Here is a 26278-nt window from a genome sequence, read left to right as displayed (position 1 = left end):
AATAAAAAAGGTGCTTTGCTTGGCTGCAAAGCACCTTTTTTATTGAACATCGAGGCCTGAGGCCGGCTTTAAGCCTGCTCTTTTTCGAGTTTAGCGGTGGCTTCGCTCACTTGCCCGCTCACGACTGCGGCGACAGCCTGAGCGGTAGCGACAACCTCATCGAGCCCCCCAGGGGCTTCGGCCTTAGCCGGCTCAGCAGCAGCAGGCTTGTCGGTTATCTGTTCTGCCGCCTGTTCGAGCTTCCCGCTATCCTCCGCCCGGGTTGCTGCTTCCTCTTTAATTTGCTCTTGGATTTTGGCCTTAGCCTCTGCTTCGGCCTCTTTTATTTTCTCCTGCTCCTTGCGCTTTGCCGCTTTGGCCTCAAGGCTTTGTGTGCGGCGCTCGAGCTCAGCCTTAGTTTTGAGCATATCCTCCAGCTTCAACTTTTTGGAGTTGATGCGCTCCTCTACCATTTTGATTTTTGCGCTTCGGATTTGCGCTTCCAGCTGCCCGTCGGTCCGGGCAATTTTGCGGTTTTGGAAGTTGAGCTCATCCTGATCCCGGCTGATGGAGGTTTCCATTTTCTCGATAGCCCCTAATAGGCCTTTCATGCGGCGCTGAGTGCGCTCGAGGGGAGAGCGGTCGTCCCCGCTTTCTGCGCCAAAGCGCTTTTCCTTCACAATCTTAAAGGACTTGTCCAGGCGTTTCCAGACCTTGTTGCGGTCATCTCGGGTAAATTTCGCTTCCCGGAACTGCCGCTGCATTTTTTTCAGTTCATCGAAAATGCCCTGCAGGCGTTTGTTGTCAGCAATACGCTGTTCTATCCCATCGAGCATATCCATAAACTGCTGCATATTGTCTTTGGACTGCTGAGCGAACTCCTTGTCCATTCTATTGCGCAGGCTCTTCATTTCGGTAAAGAGCTCGTTGGTCATATCCCGGAGCGCATCGGCATGCCCTCTGAACAAATTGCGCTCGCGCACTTGCTCCTGTACTTTGTCCCAAAAGCCTTTGAGCTCTTCCCAGATGGGCTTCTCGTAGGATTCCAGTCGGCTCACCCGTTCGCGCAAGTCCTCCAATTCAGACTGATAAGCCTGGCTCAGTTTGGAAGAGAGCACAATAAACTGCCATTCGGTCTGAGCACGTGTGACCAGATCGCTGCGCTCCACTTTGATCTGTTCTGGCAAAAGGCTTTCCGATAGGTTGAGCGCACGCTCTGTTTCCGTGAACCCTTCCGGGAATGCTACTGGTTTATCCAGCCGCCATTCGGTCATCATCTGCTGGCTGAATGTCTCCGTGGCGATCGCCTCGGGGAAGGTATAAATCTTCACTTTATTATCATCTGCCAACAACTCAACGGCTACCAGGATTTTTTCATCCTGCGAATTGGCCCCCCAAAGTACAAGCTTTGTCTTCATAGTCGTGATTCGTCAAATTAAACTTTGGGGCTGGCCTTTGCCAGCCCCGGAAACGGTAATTCATGTCGTGCCCCATAAGGGGCCAAAATAATACAATATTATGCTCGGGCAGCATGGGGTCAAGCCCCTGCTGCTTTGTGTTGATAAAGGTATTCAGCAATCTGGACGGCATTGGTAGCCGCCCCCTTACGCAGGTTGTCTGCGACAATCCACAGGTTCAGGCCATTGGCTACCGACTCATCCCTTCGGATGCGCCCCACGAACACATCGTCCTGGTCTTTAGCAAAACGAGGCATGGGATAGTGGTTGTTGCCCAGGTCATCCTGAATGGTAATCCCCGGTGTTTCCCTGAGCAAACGGTAAACCTCTTCTATGTCAAAAGGTTGGCGAAATTCTACGTTGACCGATTCGGAGTGGCCGCCATCTACAGGCACGCGCACAGCGGTCGCCGTAACGCCTATGCTGTCATCGTTCAGGATTTTGCGCGTCTCATTAACGAGCTTCATTTCCTCTTTCGTATAGCTGTTATCCAGGAATACATCGCAGTGGGGCAGACAATTCTCAAAGATAGGGTAATGGTAAGCCATTTCCTCTGCCTTAGGCTCGTAGCCCTTCTTCTCCAGCTGATACTGTTTCACCGCCTTCATCCCAGTACCTGTAAACGACTGATAGGTGGATACCACTATCCGCTTGATGCCAAAAGCACGGTGCAGGGGCGCCAAAGCCATCACCATCTGAATGGTAGAACAATTGGGGTTGGCGATGATTTTATCTTCGGGCTGCAGTTCTGCCGCGTTGATCTCTGGTACGACCAGTTTTTTGGAAGGGTCCATACGCCAAGCAGAGGAGTTATCAATTACCGTGGTGCCCACTTCGGCAAATTGGGGCGCATACTCCAGAGATGTGCTGCCGCCCGCTGAGAAGATCGCAATATCCGGGCGTGCTGCGATCGCATCTTCCATGCCAATAATGGTATACTCCTGCCCTTTGAACTTTACCGTTTTCCCAACCGACCGGGCTGAGGCCACAGGTATAAATTCAGAAATGGGCAGCTCGCGCTCCTCCAAGACCCGGCACATGACGGTGCCCACTAGCCCGGTAACGCCTACAACAGCAACTTTCATAATTCTATATGTTTTAAACGATGACCCGGCGGTTGCAACTGCCGGTGGCCAGGGCTTAACGCAAATGCTTTTCAGCAACTTGGTCGGCAAAGATAAACGCATTAAGGGATTAGGGAAAGTTTTATGCCCCCCTGCACAGTAAAATTTAGCCCCTAGGCGGCTGGAATTCAACCTTTTTTTTACACCTGTACCGTCGGGAGCCGCCTTTCAAAGTAAGAAAGGCCGTGCGAAAACCTTATTTTCGCCAAATGGAAAAGCACATACTACTGGCCTTTGCCCTTACCTTTCTGGCCCTACCTTCCTGGGCTCAACTGACCGATGACTTCAGCGACGGGGATTTCACCAACAACCCTCCATGGTCTGGAGATACCGGGCAGTTCGCGGTTATTGGCGAAACCCTGCAGCTCTTCGACCCCAGCGCATCTGGGAACAGCGAAGCGGCCCTTTACCTCTCCGCCCCAACCTCCACTGATGCCGCTACGTCCTGGTCCTTCCTGATCCGTCAGGACTTTGCGCCTTCGGCTGGCAACTATGCACGGGTGTACCTTGCCTCCAACAGCCCTCAGCTTGCCGAAGGGGAAGGTTACTACCTGCGGATAGGCGGTATTTCAGGGGCCGATGATGCACTTGAGCTTTACCGCCAAGACGGCAACAGCAGCACCCTTCTGCTGGCCGGCACAACGGGGGCGGTGGGCACTGACCCCAATCAGGCGAGGGTGCGCATCAGCCGAAGCACCGCAGGGGAGTGGTCTCTCGAAGCCGATTATACAGGCGGCGAAGCTTATCAGCTGGAAGGGGCAGCCATTGATGATACCTACCCTATCAGTACCTATTTCGGCTGGGTGTGCACCTATACCGCTACCCGGTCCGAAAACTTTTTCCTGGACGACCTGTCCATCGGCCCTCTTTTTGAAGACACCGCCCCGCCAAGCCTTTTGTCCGCTGTAGCAGAAAGCCCTTTCTCCATACTCCTGCAGTTCAATGAAGCCCTGAGCCCGGCTACGGCCAACCTTGCATCCAATTATAGCATCAGCGACGGGCAGGGCAGCCCGGCTTCTGCCGAACAGCTCAGCGATCCCGCCCAGGTGCGGCTTTCTCTCGGCAGCGCGCTCCAAAATGGGGTGCCCTACACCATTAGCGCGACAGGCATTGCCGATGCCAACGGCAACCTCTCCGGAGTGCTATCTGCTTCCTTTACTTTTTTCAATTTTGAGCCGGCAGCCTTTCAGGACATCATTGTGTCCGAGTTCTTGCCCGACCCTACCCCATCTGTTGGGCTCCCGGAGGAGGAGTTCATTGAGCTGTACAACCGCAGCAGCAAAGCCATCGACCTCAGCACCCTGCGCCTGTCCAACGGCGGGGCCCCTGTCCCACTGCCTGATGCCCCCCTGCTGCCACAGTCTTACATCACCATCTGCAGCGATGAAGCCCTCAACGAGTTTACCCAATATGGGCCTGCTGCCGGGATGAGCAGCCTCCCCGCCCTCGTCAATGGCGGGGATGACATCCTCCTCACCAACGCTCAGGGCGATGTCATTTTCGCCATCGCCTACACCGATGGCTGGTACCGGGATATCAATCGTGCTGATGGAGGGTACAGCCTTGAAATCATTGAGCTGGAAGGCCCCTACGATTGCCCGGGCAATTGGCGTGCATCTGATGCAACAGCCGGCGGTACGCCCGGACAGCCAAACAGCGTGATGGGAAGTGGGGCTGATGATGCCCCTCCCTTTGCGCTCCAGGCCATACCCGAAAGCACCATGGAAATACGCATCCGCTTCAATGAAGTCATGGATGCCTCCAGCCTGGCCAGCCTGGAAGGATATGCCATTTCCCCCAGCATCCCGCTCCTCAGCGCGCTGCCCCAACCTGGCAATACAGAAGTACTGCTCGTTTTAGGCGAAGACCTGCTGCCCGGGCAGGCCTATACCCTCGCGCTTGGGCAGAGCCTTAAAGACTGTACCGGCAATGCCCTTGCCCCTGCCGAACTGCCGCTAGGCATCCCCTCCCCTCCTGTGCCCGGCGACGTGGTCATCAACGAAATCTTGTTCAACCCCGCCTCCGGAGGCTCCGACTTTGTGGAGCTCTATAACCGGAGCGATAAAATCATAGACCTGACCGGCCTGCTGCTGCAGAATACGCTCAAAGAGAGCGGGGACACCGAAGGGGCTGTAGGCGGCAACCTCCTCATCTTCCCCGGCAACCACCTTGTCCTTACCGAGGCCCCCGAAGACATCCTGAGCAGGTATGCCGTTCCTGCCCCCGCCCTATTGTTCGAAGCGGATCTGCCCGGGCTTGATGACGACGAAGGCAACCTCACCCTTGTACTGGGAGGTATCACCTTAGATGCGCTCGACTACACAGCTGACTGGCATTACCCTCTTTTAGATGATGAGGACGGGGTGTCCCTCGAAAGGATCTCGACAGAGGCCCCATCGCAGAGCGGGGGCAATTGGCACTCTGCAGCATCCACAGCAGGCTTTGCCACCCCTACTGCCCCCAACTCACAACAGTTTGAGCAAGAGGCAGGAGCAGAGCCCGGCATCATCAGCCTTCCGCGCAAGCGCTTTTCACCAGATGAGGACGGATTCGAGGATGTACTGCTGATTGACTATACGGCTGACCAGCCCGGCTATACCTTGAATGCTTGGGTATTCGACGCCTCTGGCCGGGAAGTTGCCCGCCTCGCCAATAATGAAATACTGGGCAGCACCGGTACATTCAAATGGGATGGCGTAGCGGCGGACGGCAGCCGCGCCAGGCTTGGGGTCTATATTTTATTCGCTGAGCTCTTTACCCCAGAAGGCGATACCCGAAGAGAGAAAATAGCCTTTGTCTTGGCTGGGCAACTGGATTAGCGCATGTTTGGATGGGCGCCAACCAGATTGCCATTTTTTTGCCTGCCCCCTCCGCAAGGATAGGGGCCTGCCCCTGCCCGATGGCAGGTGCCGCTATGCTACGGGGCTCGCTGTCCGCTCGGCCCCTCGCCCTACAGGCGTCGGGTCTGGCCTTCGGCCACCCCTACGCAGCGCTAGGCCAGTGCCAGGCTAGTGCCTTAAGCCATAAATCTCTGATACTTAAGTTGAAGTTATTTTCCGGCTAATCCAGGCGAAGGTTCGCGACTTTAGCCCGAGCTAAAGGAGCGGTTCTTTAACGAAGAGTAGGCGGAAAAGAACGAAACTTGGGGTGGCAAGGGTTTATGGCTTGAGGCACTAGAGCCCGAAAAGCATAAACACCTGCGACATTTTGGTTCACGCCCAGCGGGCTTAACTTGATATCTGGTCCGGATGTAAGCCGCCCTTTTGAGATGGCCCTGACAAGGTCTCCCGTTCCTGAATAGCAGCAAGGATCTCCCTTAGCTTGAAACCTGCACTAAATGTTCTTCGGTTCCTTTTCATAATCAGTATTTACGGTTTTTACCAACCAAGCGACTGGCTCGATTTTTGGGGAAGCACACTGTTTTCATAAAAACATGCTTTGCGTCAGCTCTTTGTCAAAACAATCCCCATTAAAAACTACTAGTCAAATTTCATGTTTCAGCTCTCAAGAAAATCCTGATGAATAAGCATTGATCTAGAGCTTGTTCGGGAATTTCGACTACAGTTCTCCAAGGCAGGATTTCGCTCCGCGTCAACTGCGTGGTGTGCAAAGTTGACGCAGGTATTTTTTTCGCTCGCAAGGCGAAAAACGCAGGCATAGCCTACACGAAGCGTGGGGATAAGGGGCTCCACGATGAAGTCGGCGAGGCTTTTCAACGCAGCGAGCGGGAAAAAGAGCAAGTCAAAATGCATTAATCTCGCCTTGGAGAACTATAAGTGAAAAAAGGCCGCCGGCCGTATCTTGTAGGTTAACTTCAACTTATCAAGAGAGATGGCTCACCGAGTGCCAATTGGAAGTTATTAAAGAATATCTTCCCTTGCAATGAAAAAGATGACACGATTTCCGACCCATCTTTGATGCGCCCCTTTCGATTACTCGAACAGGATGTCAGTAGCGCTGGGCTAGACAGCGCATTCTCACCCTGGTGCGCTGTGTGCTATTCATTTTTGACAGATGGAGCCAAGAAGATCGCTTTGAAAGGATCAACGAAGCGCTGAACCGATATGAACGAAAGCGGCTTCAACGAAAGGTCAACCTGAGCCATAACCGTTTGATTAATAAACAATTAATCCACCTCCGATTACTTATGAATATCGGGGCATAAGCGGCAATAAAAAGGTAAAGGGTCGTAAACGCCAGCTACTGACAGATATTTTAGGAAGGATCTGGCGAGTCTATTTCTAACCAGCCTGTGAATATGATAGCCGGGAACACTGTTTGGTGTGCCTCAGCGCCCTGAAGGGATCCGAGGATTTGCTCTGTAAGCAAAACGTTGGGTGGTATAACGGACTATTGCCTAGCTGAATTTCCCCAAAGGGTGGTCATCGATCACGAGCACATCATAAGAAATTTGGCTTCATTCCTGTACTTGGCCAATACTTCAATGGCCTTGGCAGAATTGAGATACACAACAGAATTTAATTTACTAACAAGCTCTCAAACCACAAAACATGAAAAAGTTAACTTTACTGTTACTTGCGCTAACAGCATTTCTAACTGCTAAATCTCAACAAGTTTTTCATAGTCAGCCAAGCAACAATGACGATGAATCTATCTTGCCTTCCTCTTATAGCAATTGGGAAGATTGGGGTGCCTATCAAGCAGATGATTTTACGCTAACCGAAAATCAAACTCAAATTAGTGAAATAACGGTTTTTGGATTACAAGATTATATTTTTTCAGTGTATTTCCAGGGTCTAGATGTTTACATTTTTAATAATGCGAACAATATCCCTGATGGTTTGCCTACACCAGAGAACCCTCAATCTAATGCACTGTATGCATTTACAGACTTAAATAATGGTTCAGATTATGCCATTACTAGTCTAGGCGGTGATTTATATGATTTCACGATTGATTTGACATCCGCAAATAACGGCAATGATGTTATACTTGACGCCGGAACTTACTGGGTTTCTGTTGTGCCAAGATTTTCTTACTCCGGCGCATCAATAACTTCTACTTATCCTGTAATTTTTTGGAGATGGTTTGGCTCTTCAAACCAAAATGATGGATATGATGCCGTGTTTGTAGACCCTACCAATCATTTTGAACAAGGGCTAACCGACTGGGTACCTGTTTACAGTGTGAATTCAGACTTGTCTTCAACTTTGGCAATGGTCATCAGCGGTGATAATGTGTCGTCTGTTTCTTCGGCAGTTAAAGAATTAATAAGTATTTATCCTAGCCCCTCTTCAGATTTTCTGAATATCAATCTGCCCAAAGGTATTTCTGTAAGCAAAGTTGAAGTTTTTGACGCTCAAGGAAAAACTCAACAAGCAAGCATGAATAATAACACATTAGACATTCAGTCTTTGGCAACAGGGGTTCACTTTTTGAGAATCCAAACTAATTCTGGAATTATCACTAAAAAGTTCGTCAAAAAGTAACACCTAAGTTTTGTAAGTAAACACAGCAATTCTCAATTTGGCAGTTTAACCAGTAAAAATGGGGCTTACGAGATCACAAGAAGACAAAAGCTGATGCCTTTTTTAGTTCGATTCCACCCAAAATGAGGCCTAACCCTGGTACCACTCCTCATTTTGGTCAAATCCCGTCACTAGAAAAAGAGTTCTTCTTGGTTTGACCCCAACAAAAACGCGCTTTTCAGCCAAGTTGAGAATTGCTGCCTTTAATTCCCTTTCTTCGTCTAGCTACGAAGGTAAGTTCTCAGCATTACCGATATTCAGCGCAGTCCGCTACATTCGACAAAATGAGAGGCCGAAAAACGGACTCCATCCCTATAGGTCCCACCTTTGGAAATCTTATTCCCCAAACGCCTTTCAATTGTTTTGTGCACACCAAAAATCAGGGGGGCTGTTACAGTTACAACAGGCTGTCCACAGGCACGAAAGCATCTACAAGCACTTTGAGCGATACTCCTGCCAGTTTTAAGGCAGACCATCGTGCGCGATAAAGCACCGTATGAGCCCTTCCTGTCTTTGAAGCCTACAACGCGCAGTATATTGCAGGCCGTACGGCTGCCTGGGCACAAGATGGCACCAAGTTAAAAGCAATTGTGCTTTTTCCCATGTCAGGCTGTGAAATGTAGTGGCAAAAACTGATATTCATCGTTAGAACCCTGGTGGCAATTGTAGCATAGTTGAAATGTCAGATCCTTCAAATATACTCCTCCATCGGGGTTCTTGCTTGTTTTCGTAATGCAGAAAGTCCAGCTTACACCCCTCCGCAGCGCTAGGCCAATGCCAGGCTAAAACCCAAAAAGCATAAACGCCTGCGACATTTTGGTCCACGCCCGTTCCTTGTACATTCAAATGATACCTTAACAACCATACCCATCCCATGAAAGACCGAATTGCAAGTTTTGGGCATGCGCTGACAGGGTTGAAATATACCTTGCTTACGCAGCCCAATGCACAAATCCACCTGGCCATTTTCACCTGCGTGCTAGGAGCAGGTTGGCACTTTTCCCTTGAGCGCTGGGAATGGGCATTGATCCTGCTTGCTGCCGGGCTCGTCATCGGGGCTGAAGCCATGAACACGGCCGTAGAGACGCTGACCGACCTCGTTTCCCCTGAATTCCACCCCCTGGCCGGCCGGGCAAAGGATGTCGCCGCTAGCGCTGTACTGATCTGTTCGCTCAGTGCAGCGGGGGCAGGGCTGTTCATTTTTTGGCCAAGAATTATAAACCTCTTTTAACCATGAGCCTTCCGTTCCATTTTTACGCCCTGCCCTTTCACAAGCTCTCCCTCCAAGAGCTATACAGCCTTATGCAGCTTAGGCAAGAAGTATTTGTTGTGGAGCAGGACTGCCCCTACATAGATGCAGACGGCAAAGACCCCGAAGCTACGCATATCCTGGGGTTTGGGGAAGGAGGGCGGCTGATGGCCTGTTCTAGGCTGCTGCCACCCGGCGTTTCCTACCCCGGCTACGCTTCCATTGGGCGGGTGGCCTCTTCCCCCACGGTACGCGGAATGGGGGCCGGCAAGGCCTTGATGCAGCATAGCATAGAGTGGTGCGGGCAACTATTCCCAGGAGCGCCCATAAAAATATCCGCCCAATGCTACCTGACCCGGTTTTATGAGGGCTTTGGGTTCGAACAGGAAGGGCAGGAATATTTGGAAGATGGTATCCCTCACATTGGCATGGTAAAAAGCTGAAAACGCCCCGCCCAGCAACACTTAGAGCCAGGCGGGGCGGCGGGGCGTACTACTGCTGAGTTAGCCCAGAAGCGTTTGGTGGGCAGCATCGAGCAGCGCCCTGACCTCTGCCGCGTCCGGAGCTTGAGCGTACACCCTCAGCACCGGTTCTGTACCTGAAGGGCGGACCATCACCCAACGCCCGCCTCCAAAAGTAAATTTGAACCCATCGAGGGCTTCCAGTTTTTCCACCTTGTAAGGCCCGAAGGCTTCATAAGGGCGCTCTTCACAAGTTTTGATGATCGCCTGTTTCTGCTCTTCTGCCAAGTGGAGGTCATCGCGGTCGAAAGCAAAAGGCCCCACTAGGCTGTAGACCTCCTGTATAAGCTCATCCAGGCTTTTCCCCGTTTTCGCCATAAACTCCAAGATCATCAGGCCGATCCATATACCATCGCGCTCCGGGATATGACCAGCGACCGCCAGGCCTCCAGACTCCTCGCCCCCGGCAATGACCTCCTCTTTGGCCATGATTTCCGCAATGTACTTAAAGCCGATCTTAGTCACTTCCGACTCTAGCCCGAACAGGTCCGCCATTTCCTGCATTTTCTCGGTTACCGAAAACGTGACCACGACTTTGCCGCTCTGCTTTTTGTACTTGTGCATATACAGCAGCAAGAGCAATAGGATATGGTGGGAGTCTACAAAGTTGCCGGCAGCGTCGTACATGCCGATCCGGTCGGCATCGCCGTCATTGGCAAGGCCCAGCCCAATTTCAGGGTTGTTCTTGATCAACTCAGACAGCTCGCCCAAGTTCCGGTGGATGGGCTCCGGGGCCTGCCCTCTGAAAGAAGGGTTGTCATCGCAATGCAACAGTACTGCATCCGGCAATATTTTCCGCATAGCGTTCTGCCCGGCACCATACATAGCATCATAAGCCATTTTGAACTTCGCACTGCGGATGGTCTCTAAATCGAAGTTGGCTTCGACATGGCTGATGTACATCCCCTCCAGGTCTACATACTCCAAAAGCCCGTTGGCCTCCATTTCCTCTAGCGTGGGAAAGCTGCCGGTATACACATCAGGTATTTCTGCCTCCACCTCTGCGATCTGAGCAGGGATCATTGGCCCGCCCAGTTTTGACTTCAGCTTATAACCGCTGTAGGTGGGGGGGTTGTGGCTAGCCGTGATGACCACGCCAAGGCCAGAGCCTGTTTTCACTACGCCCAATGAGACCATAGGCGTAGACACAAAGCCTTTTGCCATTTTCACCTTGAGCCCGTGCGCTCCGATCACCCGCGCGGCAGTGGAAGCGAACAGCTCTCCACCAAAACGCGTATCGTGCCCGATAACGACCTGGGCCTCCCCGTTTTTCATCATCCATAAGGCGGTACCGGCAGCTACCCGCTTCACATTGTCAACGGTATACTCTTGGGCGATGATGGCACGCCAGCCATCGGTGCCAAATTTGATCTTTGTCATACTTTGTTGGTTATTTTGAGCCCGTCGGGGCGGGCATTGAGATAGCGAATACTCAGGCTTAGTGGTAAAAATAACCCAAATTCATGGCTTATCCTTGCCCAAAGTGTAGAAGCTTGCGCCAAAGGCCTGCCAGCATTGCAACAGCCTACTGCCAAATCGTCATTTTGCCGCCATTATTCCGGGCGGCGACCGGAATTTATCCCTATCTTTGCGGGTCCAACAAACAGGGGCCGATTGGGATTGCGCTGTTGCCCGGGCAGCCAAAACGACAGGCAAAACAGGCCGACAGCCGGAGGCCCCGGCTTCATTTTGATCAACTCAGAAGGTGTACCCTATGTACGATAGCAACCCGACACTAGACGGACTGACGAAAAAGATTGACGAAGATCGTCAGGGCGAAGCTTTTTTCCAAGGCATGGAAGAAGCTGGCCAACGGCATTTTTATATCGAAAGCTACGGCTGCCAGATGAATTTCAGCGATAGCGAAATCGTAGCCTCTATCTTGGCTGAACAGGGGTATTCTGCTACGCGGAACATGGAAGCTGCAGACCTCATCCTCATCAATACCTGCTCGATACGCGAGAAGGCAGAGGACACCGTCCGCAAACGCCTCCGCATTTTCGATCAGGTGAAACAACAGCGCCCCGGCACCCTCGTAGGGGTACTGGGCTGCATGGCCGAGCGCCTCAAGGCCAAGTTCTTAGAAGAGGAGCGCCTGGTCGATCTGGTAGTCGGGCCCGATGCTTACCGGGACCTCCCTGCGCTCATCGCCACGGCAGAAGACGGCGATAAGGGGATCAACGTCTTCTTGTCCCGTGAGGAAACTTATGCCGATATCAGCCCAATGCGGCTGGACTCCAACGGCGTTTCCGCCTTCATCTCCATTATGCGGGGGTGCGACAATATGTGCTCCTTCTGTGTGGTCCCTTTTACCCGGGGGCGGGAAAGGAGCCGCAATGCGTTCAGCATCCTGGCAGAAGCTACAGACCTCTTCGAGCGGGGCTACCGTGAGGTCACGCTGCTAGGGCAGAACGTAGATTCTTACAAATGGGAAAACCCCGAGACCGGCCAAACGGTCTCTTTCGCCCAATTGCTGGATATGGTGGCCCGGGTACATCCTGACCTGCGCATCAGGTTCTCTACTTCTCACCCCAAAGACATCACCGACGAGGTCCTCTTCACCATGAAGGCACATGAAAATGTCTGCAAATACATCCACCTGCCGGTCCAATCTGGCAATAGCCGGGTACTCGAGCTTATGAACCGCACCTACGACCGGGAGTGGTACATCAATAAGGTCAACCGTATTTACGAAATCATGCCCGACTGCGCCATTTCTTCGGACATTATCGCGGGCTTCTGCACGGAAACAGAAGAAGAGCATCAGGATACCCTGAGCATGATCGAATTCGCACGCTACAGCATGTCTTATATGTTTTTCTACTCTGAGCGCCCGGGCACCCTTGCTGCACGCAAATACGAGGATGACATCCCTTTGAAAACCAAAAAACGCCGACTGCAGGAGATCATCAAAGCTCAGACCGCTGTCTCCCTAGCTCACAACCAACAAGATATAGGCAAGACTTTCAAGGTGCTTATCGAAGGGGACTCCAAACGTTCTGACCAAGAATTCAAAGGGCGGAACTCACAGAACAAAATGATGGTATTCCCCAAACAAGAGGGCTTGAAAACGGGAGATTACTGTTATGTGAAAGCCCTCGAAGCTACAAGCGCTACCCTGAAAGGCGAAATTGTCCCGCCCCCTGGCCTCTAGCCTTTCCCAAACCACCAAAAAACCAACTTGAACAACATGGATGCCAACCTTCAGTCCATTAAACAACGCTTTGGGATCATCGGGCGGTCCCCCTTGCTCGACCGGGCGCTCAGCACGTCGGTAAGGGTCGCTAATACCGACCTCTCCGTACTGATCACAGGGGAAAGCGGTGTGGGCAAGGAGGTCTTTTCCAAAATCATCCACTCCCTTAGCGCACGGAAACACAATCAGTTCATCGCCATCAACTGTGGCGCTATACCCGAAGGCACCATCAACTCTGAGCTGTTCGGCCACGAAAAAGGGGCCTTTACCGGGGCAACGGGCGAGCGCAAAGGCTATTTCGAAACTTACGATGGCGGCACCATTTTCCTGGACGAGATCGGGGAGATGCCGCTCGATACACAGGCTTTCCTCCTAAGGGTGCTGGAAACCGGTGAATTTATACGGGTTGGCGCATCTAAAGTGCACAAAACGGATGTGCGCATCATTGCCGCCACCAACGTTTCCCTGCTCAATGCAGTGAAAAACGGGAAGTTCCGGGAAGACCTCTACTACCGGCTCAATACCGTACCGGTAGCGGTGCCCCCTCTGAGGGAACGGGCAGAGGATATCTATATGCTTTTCCGCAAATTTGCCCTTGACTTTGCCGAAAAGTACCGCACCAGCCCCATCCAATTGGATGAACAGGCACGGCAGATGCTGGAAAGCTACAGTTGGCCAGGCAATATCCGGGAACTAAAAAACATAGCCGAACAGGCTTCCGTAATGGCGGACGAAAAAGTCATTACAGCGGAAAAGCTCATCCTGTATGTACCCCAAATTACCCGCCGCAACCTGCCCATGATCGCAGATGGCCACACCAAAGGGGGGGAGGAACAAATGAGCATGCAGGAGCGGGAAATTTTCTACAAGCTGATGCTTGATATGAAAAATGACCTCAACGACCTCAAATCCCTCGTGTTCGAGCTCATCCGCAACAACGATCTTCACGTTCCTGACGCCCAGGATATCCGGGCGTTGCAGCCGCCAGCTTCTTCCAGTGGCTTCTCTGGAGAGCGGAATCAAAAGCCAGCTTCCGGCAGCAGCCGCAATGTGACGGAATTCCTTCATGACTACCACGATGAGGGCTACTACCCTGCAGAAGAGGCGCCTGCCCCAGAAAGCTTCCGGCCCATTATCCTCAACCGGGAAGAAGCCGCGCAGCACTATGCTCCGACGGAGGAAGTAGAAGAAAACCTTTCTCTGGAGGAAAACGAAAAGGGGCTGATACAAAAGGCGCTGCGCAAGCATAATGGCCGGCGCAAGGAAGCAGCAGCTGACTTGGGGATTTCTGAAAGGACCCTCTACCGCAAAATCAAGCAGTACGAGCTGTAAAAGCAAAAGGGCGTAACCCAAAATGTCGCTAGTGTTTAGCCTTGTCGGCTTTGGGATAGAGCCGGCCTAGCGCTGCGCAGGGGTGTTAAGCCCGATAGGGCCGAGCGGACAGCGAGCCCCGGAGCATAGCGGCACCTGCCGCCAGGCAGGGGCAGGCCCCAAAAAATCGACAATCTGGTTTGCGCCCAAGCAAAAACCAGACATACCTCTTCCTATACCCCCTGCCTCCAACTAAAGCGGGGCTGCAGCTTTCCAACTGCAGCCCCGCTAACGGTTTAACACAGATAGCCGGCCTTTAACGCACTACCACAAACTTGCGTGTAATCCGCTCTTGGTTCGCCATTAGGTGCAGGAAGTAAACGCCCGGCACCAATTGGCTGCCGTCGAACTCCTGTACCTGAGTCCCTGCCTTAGCAGCCCACTGCTGCTGCAGGGCCACCCTGCCGTCAACGGCAGTCACCATCAGGTTGACCTGGCCCTCGGCTGGAAGCGTGAAGGCCAGTGTAAAGTCTCCGCTCGTCGGGTTCGGGAACAGGTTAATGTCAGCAATCACCGATGGGGCTTCAAATGAGGGGCCTCGGAATACCGAATTGCCCGGCTCAGGCTTGCCCTCTCCTTCCACCACAAGCGTTCCGGCCTCGCGTGTTCCGTTCTGGCAGCCACTGATGACGATATCGTCCAGGTATACCCAATCGGAATTGCCGGAAGCATCACAGCGGAAGCGCAAACGGGTATTCGACGAAAACGGGCCTGAAATGACAACGTTGCCGGAAGACCGCACGTCATTTTGGAACTCATCGCCTTGGTTCCATTCTTCTAAAATGGTGTAAGAAGCCCCGCCATTGCCTGAAATCTCAAGGAAGAAATCCTCATTGCTATTGTCCATGCTCCGGGCGAGATAGCTGAAGTCTACAGTGATTTCGTCATAAGGTGACAAATTGAGGTTGTCCGTAGTCAATACAGAAGAGGAAGAGTTGTCGCGCAGGGCCAGGCTTACCGACCCCGTATTGGCATAAGAGCTGCTGCGGTAGCAATCGCTCCCGCCATCGTTCCAAATGCCAAACCCAGATTCAAAACTTTCGCTGTCGAGGACAATATAGGTGCAGCCGCCTCCGCCACAGGGCGCACAATTGGAGCCGCCACAGTCTACGCCCGTCTCATCGCCGTTCTGAATGCCGTCGTTGCAGGTCGGCGGGGTGCCTCCCCCTGCGCCCGTACAGAAAGCGGTAGATTCGGAAGAGCCAAATGCGCCGCCGGAAGCCAAGGTGTTACCAAGCTCGTCCGTAAGAGCATAAGCGCCATTGCCATACGCGCAGCAAATACCGTCGCCATAGGAATCAAAAATATTGAAGCTGTAATCTCCTTCTGGCAGGTTGATGGACGCTGTAACGGTAGAACCTGCTCCGGAATAACTTCCGCCGGAAGCAACTGTACTGCCTCCTGTCGTAGTGACCGTCCAAGTCGTTTCACCAGGATAATTGTCCAGTACAATGGTCAGTGTGAGTGCATTGCCATTGTCACAATCCGTACTACAAGGCGCACAGTCCGGCCCGCCACAGTCTACGCCCGTCTCATTGCCATTTTGGATGCCATCGTTGCAGGTCGCACAAGGCGCACAATCCGGCCCGCCACAATCTACGCCCGTCTCATTGCCATTTTGGATACCATCGTTGCAGGTCGCACAAGGCGCACAGTCCGGCCCGCCACAATCTACGCCCGTCTCATTGCCATTTTGGATGCCATCATTGCAGGTCGCGCAAGGCGCACAATCCGGCCCGCCACAATCTACGCCCGTCTCATTGCCATTTTGGATGCCATCGTTGCAGGTCGGCTGCGGCCCTGCGGCCTCTGCACAGAAACTTGTGCTCTCGCTCGAGCTAAAGCTGCCCCCGGCAGCAATCACAGCGCCATTGCCATCGGTAAGGGTGTAAGCACCATTGCCATAAGCGCAACAGATGCCATCGCCATAGGCATCAGAAATGGTGAAGGTAAAATTGCCCGTTGCCAGGGTGATATTTTCTGTGACCGTTGAGCCATCAGGCTGGCTACCGTAAGGGCCACCGGAAGCGACTGTTGTGCCGGAGCCATCGGTCACCGCCCAAGTAGTTTCCTCTGGATAGTTGTCAAAGGTTATAGTGAGGGCCAAGTCTGCGTCATTACAAGGGCAGGGCGCACAGCTTGAACCACCGCAGTCCACCCCCGTCTCATCGCCGTTCTGAATGCCATCGTTGCAGGTTGGGGTTACCGGAGTGCCACAGGCGGTAGCGTTCAACAGGCTGGCACGTGCGCCCCCTGGCTCAAACAAAGCGCGCATCCGGGCTTTCTGCCCCTCTGTAAAGAGGTTCATGCAAGCATCATCGGAGTAGTCCATATAGTTTTGGAACATATCTGGCTGATCGCCAGTGCCTTCGTTACAGCTGTTAGGGCCAGGGAAGTTGCAAGGGCTGCCGGTATAGTTTGGATTCCCTGCACGGGGCGTATCGGACACAAAATCATCTGCATTGCAATTGCCATCGCCCCAGATGTGCCGGAGGTTGAGGTAATGCCCTACTTCGTGGGTACCGGTCCGGCCAAGGTTGAAAGGCGGTGTTGCAGTGCCAATAGTGCCGAAGTACTGATAATCGACGACTACACCATCTGTAGCAGCAGGCCCACCGGGGAACTGCGCGTACCCCAGGATGCCGCCGCTGATATCGCATACCCAGATATTGAGGTAATCCCCTGCTGGCCAAGCGTCTTTCCCGCCGCTTGAGCTCGATTTCACCTGGTCATTAGTGCCAAAGGCAGTGACCGACGTTGGGGTGCGGGTAATCCCGTCCGTGGGGTTGCCGGCAGGGTCTGTTGCCGCTAGGCAGAATTCGATTTCCACATCTGAAGCGACACCCTGGAAGATAGCTGGCGTGCTCGATGCGTCACCATTGAGGCGCCGGAAATCTTCATTGAGCACATCAATCTGTGACTGCACCTGTGCGGCGCTGATGTTCTCAGCGGAGCCATTGTAGACCACGTGCACCACTACCGGTATAGTAATCGTGCCGCTGACTGCTCGTGTGGGGCTTTGAAGCACCCGGGCGGTATGCTGCTCAATAGACTGCAACCGCTGAATGCGCTCGGGGTGCAGTTCCTCTTGTTGGTGCAGGTAGTCCATGCTGCCGCAATTGCGCTGCGCCTGAGCTGTGAAGACGGATAACAGGAATACCGCCAATAGTAAGGTGTTAGACATTACTTTTTTCATACTAATCTTAGAATTTGTTGATTTTGAAATAGGTAGAAACACATAGGGCGAAGCGCCTATGCAAAATGGTAATGCTCTTTGTTTTCTATCTGACTGAAAATATGGCTGGAAAGACGGGTAAATATAAAGAAATCACACTAGAAGAACACTTGGCCAAAACAATATTGTATTAAAAAACCAAAACTTAAAACACTATGGGGCCTGCCCCTGCCCGATGGCAGGTGCCGCTATGCTACGGGGCTCGCTGTCCGCTCGGCCCTGTCGGGCTTGCCACCCCTTCGCAGCGCTAGGCCAATGCCAGGCTAGAAGCCGGAACACTTAAACACCTGCGACATTTGGGTTGACGACCATAGGGCAACCAGCCCCCCCTTCATCAGCCCCGAGAGCACTCCGGCCACAGACATTTTTTTGCGAAAGCCCTATAATCCAACTGCAAAAGCTTGAAAAAAGCGTTAACCCATCAGCTTTTGCTAACTTCGGCCCCGCTGCCTGCGTTCTTTCAGGTGACTGCGGTTAAAGCCAACCTCATTTTGTTCAAACTATCAAAATACCTGTTGCCATGCCCCGATTGATCCTTGGGCTCAGCCTCTTGTCTGCCCTCTTGTCCTCCGGTTGCTATTCTTTCAAAGGCATTAGCATCGACTACTCCCAAGTCAGTACTTATTTTGTAGAACGTTTTGCCAGCAACGCAGTAAATGCAGAGCCGACTATAGCCATCCGGCTAACGGAAGACCTCAAAGAAAAAATACGGACAGAATCTCGACTGACTTTGCAGGAGATCGACCCTGACATCAGCTTTGAGGGGGCCGTCGTCCGGTATGAGGTCACTTCTGAAGCCCCTCAGCCCGGGGAGGTCACCTCCATCAACCGCCTGACCATCGTGACGGCCGTACAGTATATTAATAATGTAAACGAGGAGAAAAGCTGGCCCAACAAAAAGAACTTCTCTTTCTTTTTTGACTTCCCGAGCACACAGACCCTCGCTGATGTCGAAGAAGAAGCCATTTCCGCCATTTCACAACAGATGATGGAAGATATTTTCAATGCCGCCTTTACCGACTGGTAGCCCGCGCCAACCGCTCATTGCTTCTTTTTATCGCGACCATCTCATGAAACGACCGTTTAGACTGCTGTTCACTGCCCTTTTGCTCTTGCTGCTCTCCAGCAGTACCCCTATCACCGCGCAGAGCGGATGTGAGCCGCCAACTACCGGCATCATCTACAGCCCCGATTGCACCACTGCCGCCTATGGCCCCATTTTTGGCATCGCTTTCCCTTCCAACCCCGGCCATACCTTTCACTGGGAAGGGCCAGACGGTTTTTCCACTGATCAACAATCCTTTGTGCCCCAAGATACCGGTTGGTACTTTTTCAGCGCCGGGCTGCCAGGCTGCCTGAGCCCTACAGACAGCATACACATTCACGAGTTTGCCCCTCCTGCTGTGCAAGCGGTTTCCAATGCAAGCACCTACTGCCCGGGGGGAGCCGGCATCTCCCTCTCTGCAACAGCCAACAGTGAGCTCCTTTTTTGGCGCAAACGCTCAGGGGCTGGCGGATGGCAATACCTCAGCGCCGGCCCTGAGCTCTTCGCCCCTAACACAGACTTGTCACTGCCCGTGGAAACCTACCTTGTCACAGCCAATGGCGCATACGGCTGCGAAGCCTGGGACACGGTTTATATCCGCCGGCAAGGCCTCTTCTCTGCCAACCCTCCTATAGTAGACTGCCCCGGGGATACCGCCACCCTCAACGTGACCGGGAGCGGCCAGTTTCATTGGAGTACCGGCGCTACCGGCCCCACCATTCAAATGCCTATTGACAGCGCAGCTTACTACGCGGTGACCGTTACGGACGAAAATGGCTGCTCCACTGTGTCTGGGCAGCAAATTTTGGTATACGAAAACTCCTATGCGAGCTTGCAGCTGCCCGAAGGGCCTATATGCTCCGGGGATACGGTTACCCTCACCGCTAGTGGAGGCACTCAATACCTTTGGCCCGATGGCACTACCGGAGCAACTTATAGCCTCGCCGTTTCACAAAAAGATACCATAGAGGTGACCATACAGACCTCTCCTACTTGCCAAACGGCACTCTCGGCCTTCATCTACCCTATCCCACAACCCGATGTGCAACTCCTCGCGGATACAGCCCTATGCTCAGGCGACACGCTCGACATAGCCCTCACCCTAGCAGACAGCCTGCTCTTTTCTTGGTCGGTGCCCGTTTTTCAGGACACCACACTGCAAGTGTCCGTTTCTCCGGAAGGCTGCCCAAAAACCGTCTCACAATCGATTTCCGTGTACGCCCTGCCTCAGGCCTACTTACCGTCAGACACCATCGCCTGCCAAGGGGACACCCTCCACATCACCCCCGGCCTCAGCCCACATACACTGGCCCAATGGCCAGACAACAGCAACGCCCCTGCCTATTTGCACTTAGCAGAAGCCTCAGGACATATTGTTGTCGCCCTCCAAGATACCTTGCACGCCTGCACCGCTGCAGATAGCCTATTTGTTGACGTCAAGCCCCTGCCGCCTCTGCCAGCCCTCGAGTTTGAAGCAGGGTACCAAAGCCTACAAGCCAGCTGGAGCCCCCTGCCAGATATGGCCTACAGCACATCCCCTGAAGGCGGAGGCAGCCCGGCCGCTGGCTTATGGCAAATTGGCGCACTGCACCCTGAAGACACTGTACATTTTCAGCTGCTCGTATCCGATAGCCTCGGCTGCCAGCTCAGCACCGACACCCTGCTGAGCACTTGGAGCTGTCAGCCTCTGTCTTTAGCCATTCTTGGTGCAGACAGCCTTTGCCTTTACCAAGGTGTGCCAGCTGCTGCATACCAAGCTGCTATCAGCGGCAGCCGCCTGCCCGGGCAGCTCTTATGGCAAGGGCTCTCCGCTGATAGCACTATCGCTTTCTTTGATGTCGCTTCGAGTGGGCCCGGCACAGCCCTCATCAGCGCACAATACCATGAAGGCCCCTGCACAGCTACGGACAGCCTTCAGCTCTACATAGGGCGCCGCATTGCGCCCTCCCTGCTACGGTGTACTCCCGGCACCCACCACCTTGCCCTGTCCTGGCCCAGTTTCCCCGGAGATACCCTATACCAAATCACCGTAGGCGATTCCACCTTTTCCACTGCAGCGCACCTAGCCTACCTGCCCAACCTACACCCGGGGACAGCTTACCCGGTTTCCTTTACCGCACAAGGGAAGGGCCCTTGCGGCAACACCGCTATTGAAAAAACCTGCCGTACGCAGCCTTGCCCGGAGCCAGCGCTCAGCCTGCCCCAAATTGTATGCCCGGGCGATACCTTGGTTTTAGCGCCTGGACAGCATCTTCCCGGATCCATCACCTGGCGATCAGGAGATACCCTGCTCTGCAGTCATTGCCCCACGCTATCCTTCAATGCAGCCCACTCCCAAATCATCACTGCCACCCTGACAGAGGACGGCAGCTGCCCTGAACGCCTCTCCTACCCCATCGGTGTGGGAGAAATACCAAATTTCATTTTGCCAGATACCGTTCAACTCTGCCCCAACGAACTGCCTGCTATCACACTGCCCAGCCCGCTCAGCCAAGTACTATGGACTTATCCGGACGGCACCTTGCAATCTGGGCATCGCCTAAGCCTCCCAACAGCTCAGCTCCAGCCGGGCACCTACCAAGTTGCTGCCCGTACCACATCGGGCTGCCGGGCAGAAAAGGACTTCACCCTGTTACCGGTAGAAGAATGCCCCTCTTTGCCCGGTTCAGCCTACCGTGGCCCCTGAAAAACCGAGGCGCAAAACAAGCCACCGCTATTCGTGGGCCTACCCCTGCCTCACAGCAGGGGTCGCTATGCTTCGGGGCTCGCTATCCGCTCGGCCCTATCGGGCTTAGAGCTTTTTGGGATTTTGCTTTTGGAGCGAACGTAGCCAAATTTTGCCCTGATCGAGGCGTTCTGAGGGAACATAGCCTTAGCTACGTGACCGAAGAACAACGAAGAGCAGGACAAAATTTGGCAAGAGCAGCCCAAAGTGTAAAACCCCAAAAAGCTCTTACACCCCTTCGCAGCGCTAGTCCAGCCCCATCCCATGAGCCGATAAAGGCGGAAAGCTTGCAACATTTCGGATGCCCCCTCAGACTGCCATGCCCGAAAATGCGGCAGTCAAAATTCGTACATACCTTAAAGCTTGTAAAACAGAAGCTTAATCTATCTCCAACTATTCCGCCTGCCTCCTCCCCCTGTGTAATCCCGCCAAGTTTTAGTACCTTGTGAGACACAAACAGCCTGGCCTTACCCCCTGGCTCAATGAGTTGTAATCCTAAAAACAAAACGACATGATCAGAATTTACCTGATGCTGCTTGGGCTGCTTCTGCTGTCCCCTCTTCCGGCCCAGCAGAATGGCACGTCCTGTGCCGATCCGCTTTCCCTCAAAGCCAGCATCCCCACCTTTTGCCCAGAGCCGGGCCGAGCGTACGACACCCTAGCCATCAACTTTCAAGGAGCACCTACAGCCCCGGAATACAGCCTGTGCCAAGAGAGCGGGGCTCTGAGCAACCGGGTAGCCCGCTGGGTAGAAATACAGCCACAGGGAAACCTGCTCCGGGCCATCTTAACGGGCCCTGCACAGCCTTCCCTCACCCTGCTGCGCGGAGAGGACTGCTCGGCAGCCTACCCTATAGCCTGTGCCACCGGAGAAAACAGCGTAGAGCTGCAAGTCAATACGACACCTGAAGCGCGTTACTTCCTGCTAGCCAGCAGCGAAGCCAACTACACTGCCGCTGCACAGCTCACCACAGAATCTACCTATAATTGCGACCCCTGCCACCTCGTCAGAGACGGCTTTTTTACCGCCAGCCCGGCGCCTGTAGACGGGCATTATGAAGGGGGGCAGACCGTAGAAATGTGCTTTACGGTCACCCAATGGGAAACCACCCCGACGAGCGAGCGCCTGCATGCCCTCGAGCTCTCCTTTGGCCCAGGGTGGGACCTGGCTTCCCTTTCCCCTCAAGAAGCCTCCTCCTGTGACCCCGGGGGCATCTGGGCCTGGCAGGATAGCTGGCAAAGCGCCGCTACAGGGCAGCAGTTCGGCCCAGGCTTCGCATTTGACATACTAGACGGCAGCCAGCCAGACGGCAACCCCGGCAACAATCTTGGGATGGACGGGCTCGGCTGCAGCAGCATCAACGCCCTAGCCGGCAATACGCTACAGTTTTGCTGGACCATCACCGCCCAAGACTGCCCGCCCAACACTTATGGCACCTTCAATGGGCTGGAAGTTGGGGCCCGCCTGCTGGGCGATGGGCTTTCTGGCTCCAGGCCACAAACCCAATGCTATGCTCCAGAAACAGAAGTCTTCCTCTCGGGGTATGCTTGCCCAGACCCCTATGCGCCAGAAGTGGCTTTAACAGACGCATCCTGCAGGGAGAGCTGCGATGGGCAGGTGGTGGTCAGCGGCGGCGGGCAGGGGCCATGGCGCTATCAAGCTTTTGACAGTACCGGCACCCTCATTTGGGAAAACCTGGCCTCAACAACAGCAGACACCTTGGCTCAGCTTTGCCCAGGGCAATACACCCTATCCATCAGAGATTACAGCTCCAACCAAGACAGGAACATCCCGGTCATTATCAACACTGGCGTATACCCCGTTGCTACTGCCACCTTTGAACAGTCCTGCTTCGATGGCGAGCCCATCTACCTCTACGGACAGGTTTCGCCGGTAGAGGGCGATGTCCAGTACGAGTGGTCCGGCCCCAATGGCTATGCACGTGAAACAGCAGCCCCGTTGGCGCTTTCCCCCGGCACGTATACCCTGCAAGCTTACGTCAATGACTGCCCTGCAGCCCCCGTTGCGCTCGACATCCTGGCGCCTTCGTCCATCCCTATTGCAGAGATAGAAGCAGACACCCTCACCGCCTGCCCGGGCACGCCCATTACCATTCATGCGATAGGCAACGCACAATCTCATGCTTGGCAAGACCCTTCAACCGGCGAGCTTCTAGGGACAGGGGACAGCATTACCCTATCCCCTGTCAGCGGCAGGCAGATCATGGTTTCTGGCACGAATGCCAATGGCTGTTTTGCCAGCGATGTAGTTTACCTCAGCGTACCGCTGTCCCCCGAGCTTTCGGTCAGCCCTCAGGGCGTCATCTGTGCAGGCACAGCGGTAACCATCCGGGCCAGCGCCGGAACGTCCTTTTCATGGGATACCGGAGCTGCTGCTGACAGCATCGTTATCGCTCCTTTGTCGTCACAGACTTATGCGGTCACCATTACCGGAGAAGGCGGCTGCCAGGTCGTCCGCCAAGCTAGCATAACCGTGGCCTCAGACGCCAGCTTCTTCGTAAGCCCAGACCAGGCCATCTGTGCAGGCGAATCGGCCCCGCTCATCGCCATCGGGGGGGCTTCTGTGGTTTGGAGCACAGGGGAAACCACACCGGCCATTCAAGTCAGCCCGGCCCAAACGACTACCTACACCGCAATACAAACGGATGAATTTGGATGCGAGCATGGAGAATTGGTAACGGTAAATGTCAACCCCGACCCAGCAATCCATTACTTCCCTGCTGATACGCTGATCTGTGCAGGAGACAGCGTGGAGTTGTTCTTATTCCAATCCGACACCCTGCTGTGGTCTGCTGTGGCTGCGCCTGAAAGCCGCCGGTTCTACAGTACGCCCTACGATTTCGGGTGCCTGAACGATCCCCGCTTTTTCGTAGATGTGGAATCGCCACCCTCCCTTTCCATTGGAGAAGACCAGTCCCTTTGCAGCCCGGATACCATACTGCTTTTCGCCGAGGGCAACTACGACAGCCTTTTCTGGAGCAATGGCAGCACGGCAGATACAGCAGTGTTTTTTGTAGATGCCACCGCCCACATTTTTGCGGAAGCATACTCCGAAAGCGGCTGTACCTCAACCGATAGTATCGAGGTCAGCCTAAATGCCCTGCCGGATCTGCCCCAGGCAGATTGCGCCCCCAGGCTAGGAAGCGTCCTATTTACTTGGGCCACAGATGGGGAAGCTGCCCTGCAGGTAAATGCCCTGAGCGGCCAAACCGCAGACAGCACCTCAGCAGATGGGGCCGTCAGCTTTTCAGGGCTTTTTCCTGAAGAAGAGGTTGCTATCGAACGAGCCTTGATCCAGAACGGGTGCTCGCGCACCGATACTTTAGTTTGCGCTGCCCTGCCCTGCTCAGCCCTTAGCCTCACCACTTTTGTGCCAGACACCCTATGCAGCCTTGACGGGCAGGCCAGCCTGATCGCAGATGTACAAGGCGGCACCCCTACAGGCAATGGGCAATGGGCTGGCACAGGGGTAGACAGCACCGGGAGCCTATTCGACCCCAGGCTGGCCGGAGCGGGGGCAGCCACCCTCGTTTACCGCTATACAGACCAAGGCTCTACCTTAACAGATACGGCTTGGGTCATGGTCGAGACCGGCTTGGAAAACGCTTTGATCAGCTGTGAAAGCGGCCCGGATTATATCGACTTCACCTGGCCTGCCCTGCCTCAAGATACTGCTTACCTATTTATGCTGGCTGACAGCACCCAAACAGCTGCTTTTACTGCTACCAATCAGTTACGGGTGGCTGGGCTGATGACCGGCGACACCGCAGCCCTTACCCTGCAAGGCTTAGGCATAGGCTGGTGCGGCAACACTACCGCTACGGCAACCTGCATTTTGGATACCTTCAGCTGTGCACCCTTGCAAATAACTGCGGACACCTTCCTTTGCCCGGGCGAGGTGATGCCCCTACACGCAGATTCCCTGAACTGGGACAGCTGGTCATGGGCCCCTGCCACCGGGCTGAGCTGCACCGATTGCCCTAGCCCTTTGGCCCAGCCCAATGCGACGACTACCTATCAGCTCATTGCTGCTAATGCACAGGGCTGCACTGATACGGCAGCGGTAACCTTGTTTGTGGGCGAAATACCGGATGAGTACGTACCCGCCGAGCCGATTGTCTTCTGCCCTGGCCAGCCGCTTGAACTCTGCCTGCCTGACGGTGTGATACACTATTGGGTCGGACCCAATGCCTTTATCAGGGTAGATCAATGCCTTTCTTTCGATGCTATGGAAGCCGATATGGGCGGGAACTACTATGCATTTATGCGCACGGAGGCGTGCAGGCTGATCAAGCCATTCCGCATGGAGGCTGCTCCGCCTATCGAGCTTGACAGCCTGACTGAACAACAGACCGTATGCCCGAGCGACACCTTCGCCCTTTCGGCCTACTCCCCACAGGCCGTCAGCTATGCTTGGGCTCCAGCAAGCTACCTCGAGTGCGGCACCTGTGCTGCCACCACAGGCAGTGTGCCACAGACCGCAACTTTTAGCCTCACGATGACCGATGCCTATGGCTGCCAAGGCGAGGCAGAAGCGCTGGTTTTTGTGCCAGACTGCGAGCCAGCCGGCAACCGGCCTGCCAGCCCAGGGCATGCGCAGCCGTTGGCAAAGCCCAGGCTATACCCCAATCCGGCCTCCGACGCATTATTTGTAGAACTGCCAGCAGGCCAGGACTGGACGTTGACCGTAATCAGCACCGCCACAGGCCGAGCCCTCTACCAGCAAGATGCTGCAGCAGGGACGGTGCAGATCCCGGTGGGCCGGTTATCGCCCGGCACGTATATGGCCAGGGCGACGGCCGAGCAAGAGACCCATATCATTAAGTTTGTAGTTTCCCGCTAGTCCCCCTTTTGATCTTCACGCTC

The 26278-nt window shown here is 54.1% G+C and carries 13 protein-coding genes; 9 read left to right on the top strand and 4 right to left on the bottom strand.

The genetic code is table 11. The features are described 5' to 3' along the window. Positions 1-68: 68 nt before the first annotated feature. Both FRY97_RS09015 and FRY97_RS09010 read right to left on the bottom strand, forming a co-directional pair. Positions 69-1397, bottom strand: a complete 1329-nt coding sequence (locus FRY97_RS09015) for a coiled-coil domain-containing protein (protein ID WP_147167126.1) — start codon at positions 1395-1397, stop codon at positions 69-71. Positions 1398-1516: 119 nt separating this feature from the next. Continuing rightward, positions 1517-2521: an aspartate-semialdehyde dehydrogenase gene (locus FRY97_RS09010; protein ID WP_147167125.1), complete on the bottom strand. Its 1005-nt coding sequence runs from the start codon at positions 2519-2521 to the stop codon at positions 1517-1519. Positions 2522-2769: 248 nt separating this feature from the next. Here FRY97_RS09010 and FRY97_RS09005 point away from each other — a divergent pair, with 248 nt between their 5' ends. The 4 genes from FRY97_RS09005 to FRY97_RS08985 all read left to right on the top strand — a co-directional run bounded on the left by FRY97_RS09005 (position 2770) and on the right by FRY97_RS08985 (position 9741). Beyond that, positions 2770-5379 (top strand): lamin tail domain-containing protein, encoded by a 2610-nt coding sequence (locus tag FRY97_RS09005; RefSeq protein WP_147167124.1) that lies wholly within the window; start codon positions 2770-2772, stop codon positions 5377-5379. A gap of 1692 nt (positions 5380-7071) precedes the next feature. After that, positions 7072-8010 (top strand): T9SS type A sorting domain-containing protein, encoded by a 939-nt coding sequence (locus FRY97_RS08995; protein ID WP_147167122.1) that lies wholly within the window; start codon positions 7072-7074, stop codon positions 8008-8010. A 913-nt stretch (positions 8011-8923) separates the two neighbouring features. After that, a complete protein-coding gene (locus FRY97_RS08990; protein ID WP_147167121.1) occupies positions 8924-9280 on the top strand; it encodes a diacylglycerol kinase family protein in 357 nt (118 codons plus the stop codon). Between the two features lie 2 nt (positions 9281-9282). After that, complete coding sequence (locus FRY97_RS08985) at positions 9283-9741, top strand: GNAT family N-acetyltransferase (RefSeq protein ID WP_147167120.1); 459 nt, start codon at positions 9283-9285, stop codon at positions 9739-9741. 60 nt (positions 9742-9801) lie between these two features. On the opposite strand, the gene FRY97_RS08980 is transcribed toward FRY97_RS08985, so the two are convergent. Next, positions 9802-11199, bottom strand: coding sequence for a phosphohexomutase domain-containing protein (locus FRY97_RS08980; protein ID WP_147167119.1), 1398 nt, complete (start codon positions 11197-11199; stop codon positions 9802-9804). Between the two features lie 334 nt (positions 11200-11533). On the opposite strand from FRY97_RS08980, the gene miaB reads away from it, so the two are divergent. Together miaB and FRY97_RS08970 are read left to right on the top strand one after the other, a co-directional pair. Beyond that, the gene (miaB, locus tag FRY97_RS08975; RefSeq protein ID WP_147167118.1) at positions 11534-12973 is read left to right on the top strand and encodes a tRNA (N6-isopentenyl adenosine(37)-C2)-methylthiotransferase MiaB; all 1440 of its coding nucleotides are present in this window, start codon (positions 11534-11536) and stop codon (positions 12971-12973) included. 36 nt (positions 12974-13009) lie between these two features. After that, the gene (locus FRY97_RS08970; RefSeq protein WP_147167117.1) at positions 13010-14347 is read left to right on the top strand and encodes a sigma-54 interaction domain-containing protein; all 1338 of its coding nucleotides are present in this window, start codon (positions 13010-13012) and stop codon (positions 14345-14347) included. 295 nt (positions 14348-14642) lie between these two features. Here FRY97_RS08970 and FRY97_RS08965 read toward each other — a convergent pair whose 3' ends face one another. After that, complete coding sequence (locus FRY97_RS08965) at positions 14643-17582, bottom strand: M43 family zinc metalloprotease (protein WP_147167116.1); 2940 nt, start codon at positions 17580-17582, stop codon at positions 14643-14645. Positions 17583-18141: 559 nt separating this feature from the next. On the opposite strand from FRY97_RS08965, the gene lptE reads away from it, so the two are divergent. The 3 genes from lptE (at position 18142) to FRY97_RS08950 (ending at position 26255) form a co-directional block, all read left to right on the top strand. After that, positions 18142-18648 carry an LPS assembly lipoprotein LptE gene (lptE, locus tag FRY97_RS08960; protein ID WP_147167115.1) on the top strand — a complete coding sequence of 169 codons (507 nt, stop codon included), beginning with the start codon at positions 18142-18144 and terminating at the stop codon, positions 18646-18648. 43 nt (positions 18649-18691) lie between these two features. Beyond that, entirely contained in the window at positions 18692-21352 is a 2661-nt protein-coding gene (locus tag FRY97_RS08955; RefSeq protein WP_147167114.1) for a hypothetical protein, read from the top strand. 550 nt (positions 21353-21902) lie between these two features. Continuing rightward, positions 21903-26255 carry a T9SS type A sorting domain-containing protein gene (locus FRY97_RS08950; protein ID WP_147167113.1) on the top strand — a complete coding sequence of 1451 codons (4353 nt, stop codon included), beginning with the start codon at positions 21903-21905 and terminating at the stop codon, positions 26253-26255. Positions 26256-26278: the final 23 nt, after the last annotated feature.

It is taken from the genome of Phaeodactylibacter luteus (assembly GCF_007993045.1).
Lineage (GTDB): Bacteria > Bacteroidota > Bacteroidia > Chitinophagales > Saprospiraceae > Phaeodactylibacter > Phaeodactylibacter luteus.
The sequence above is the reverse complement of the archived record's forward strand: the minus strand, read 5'-3'. Positions and strand labels throughout refer to the sequence as shown.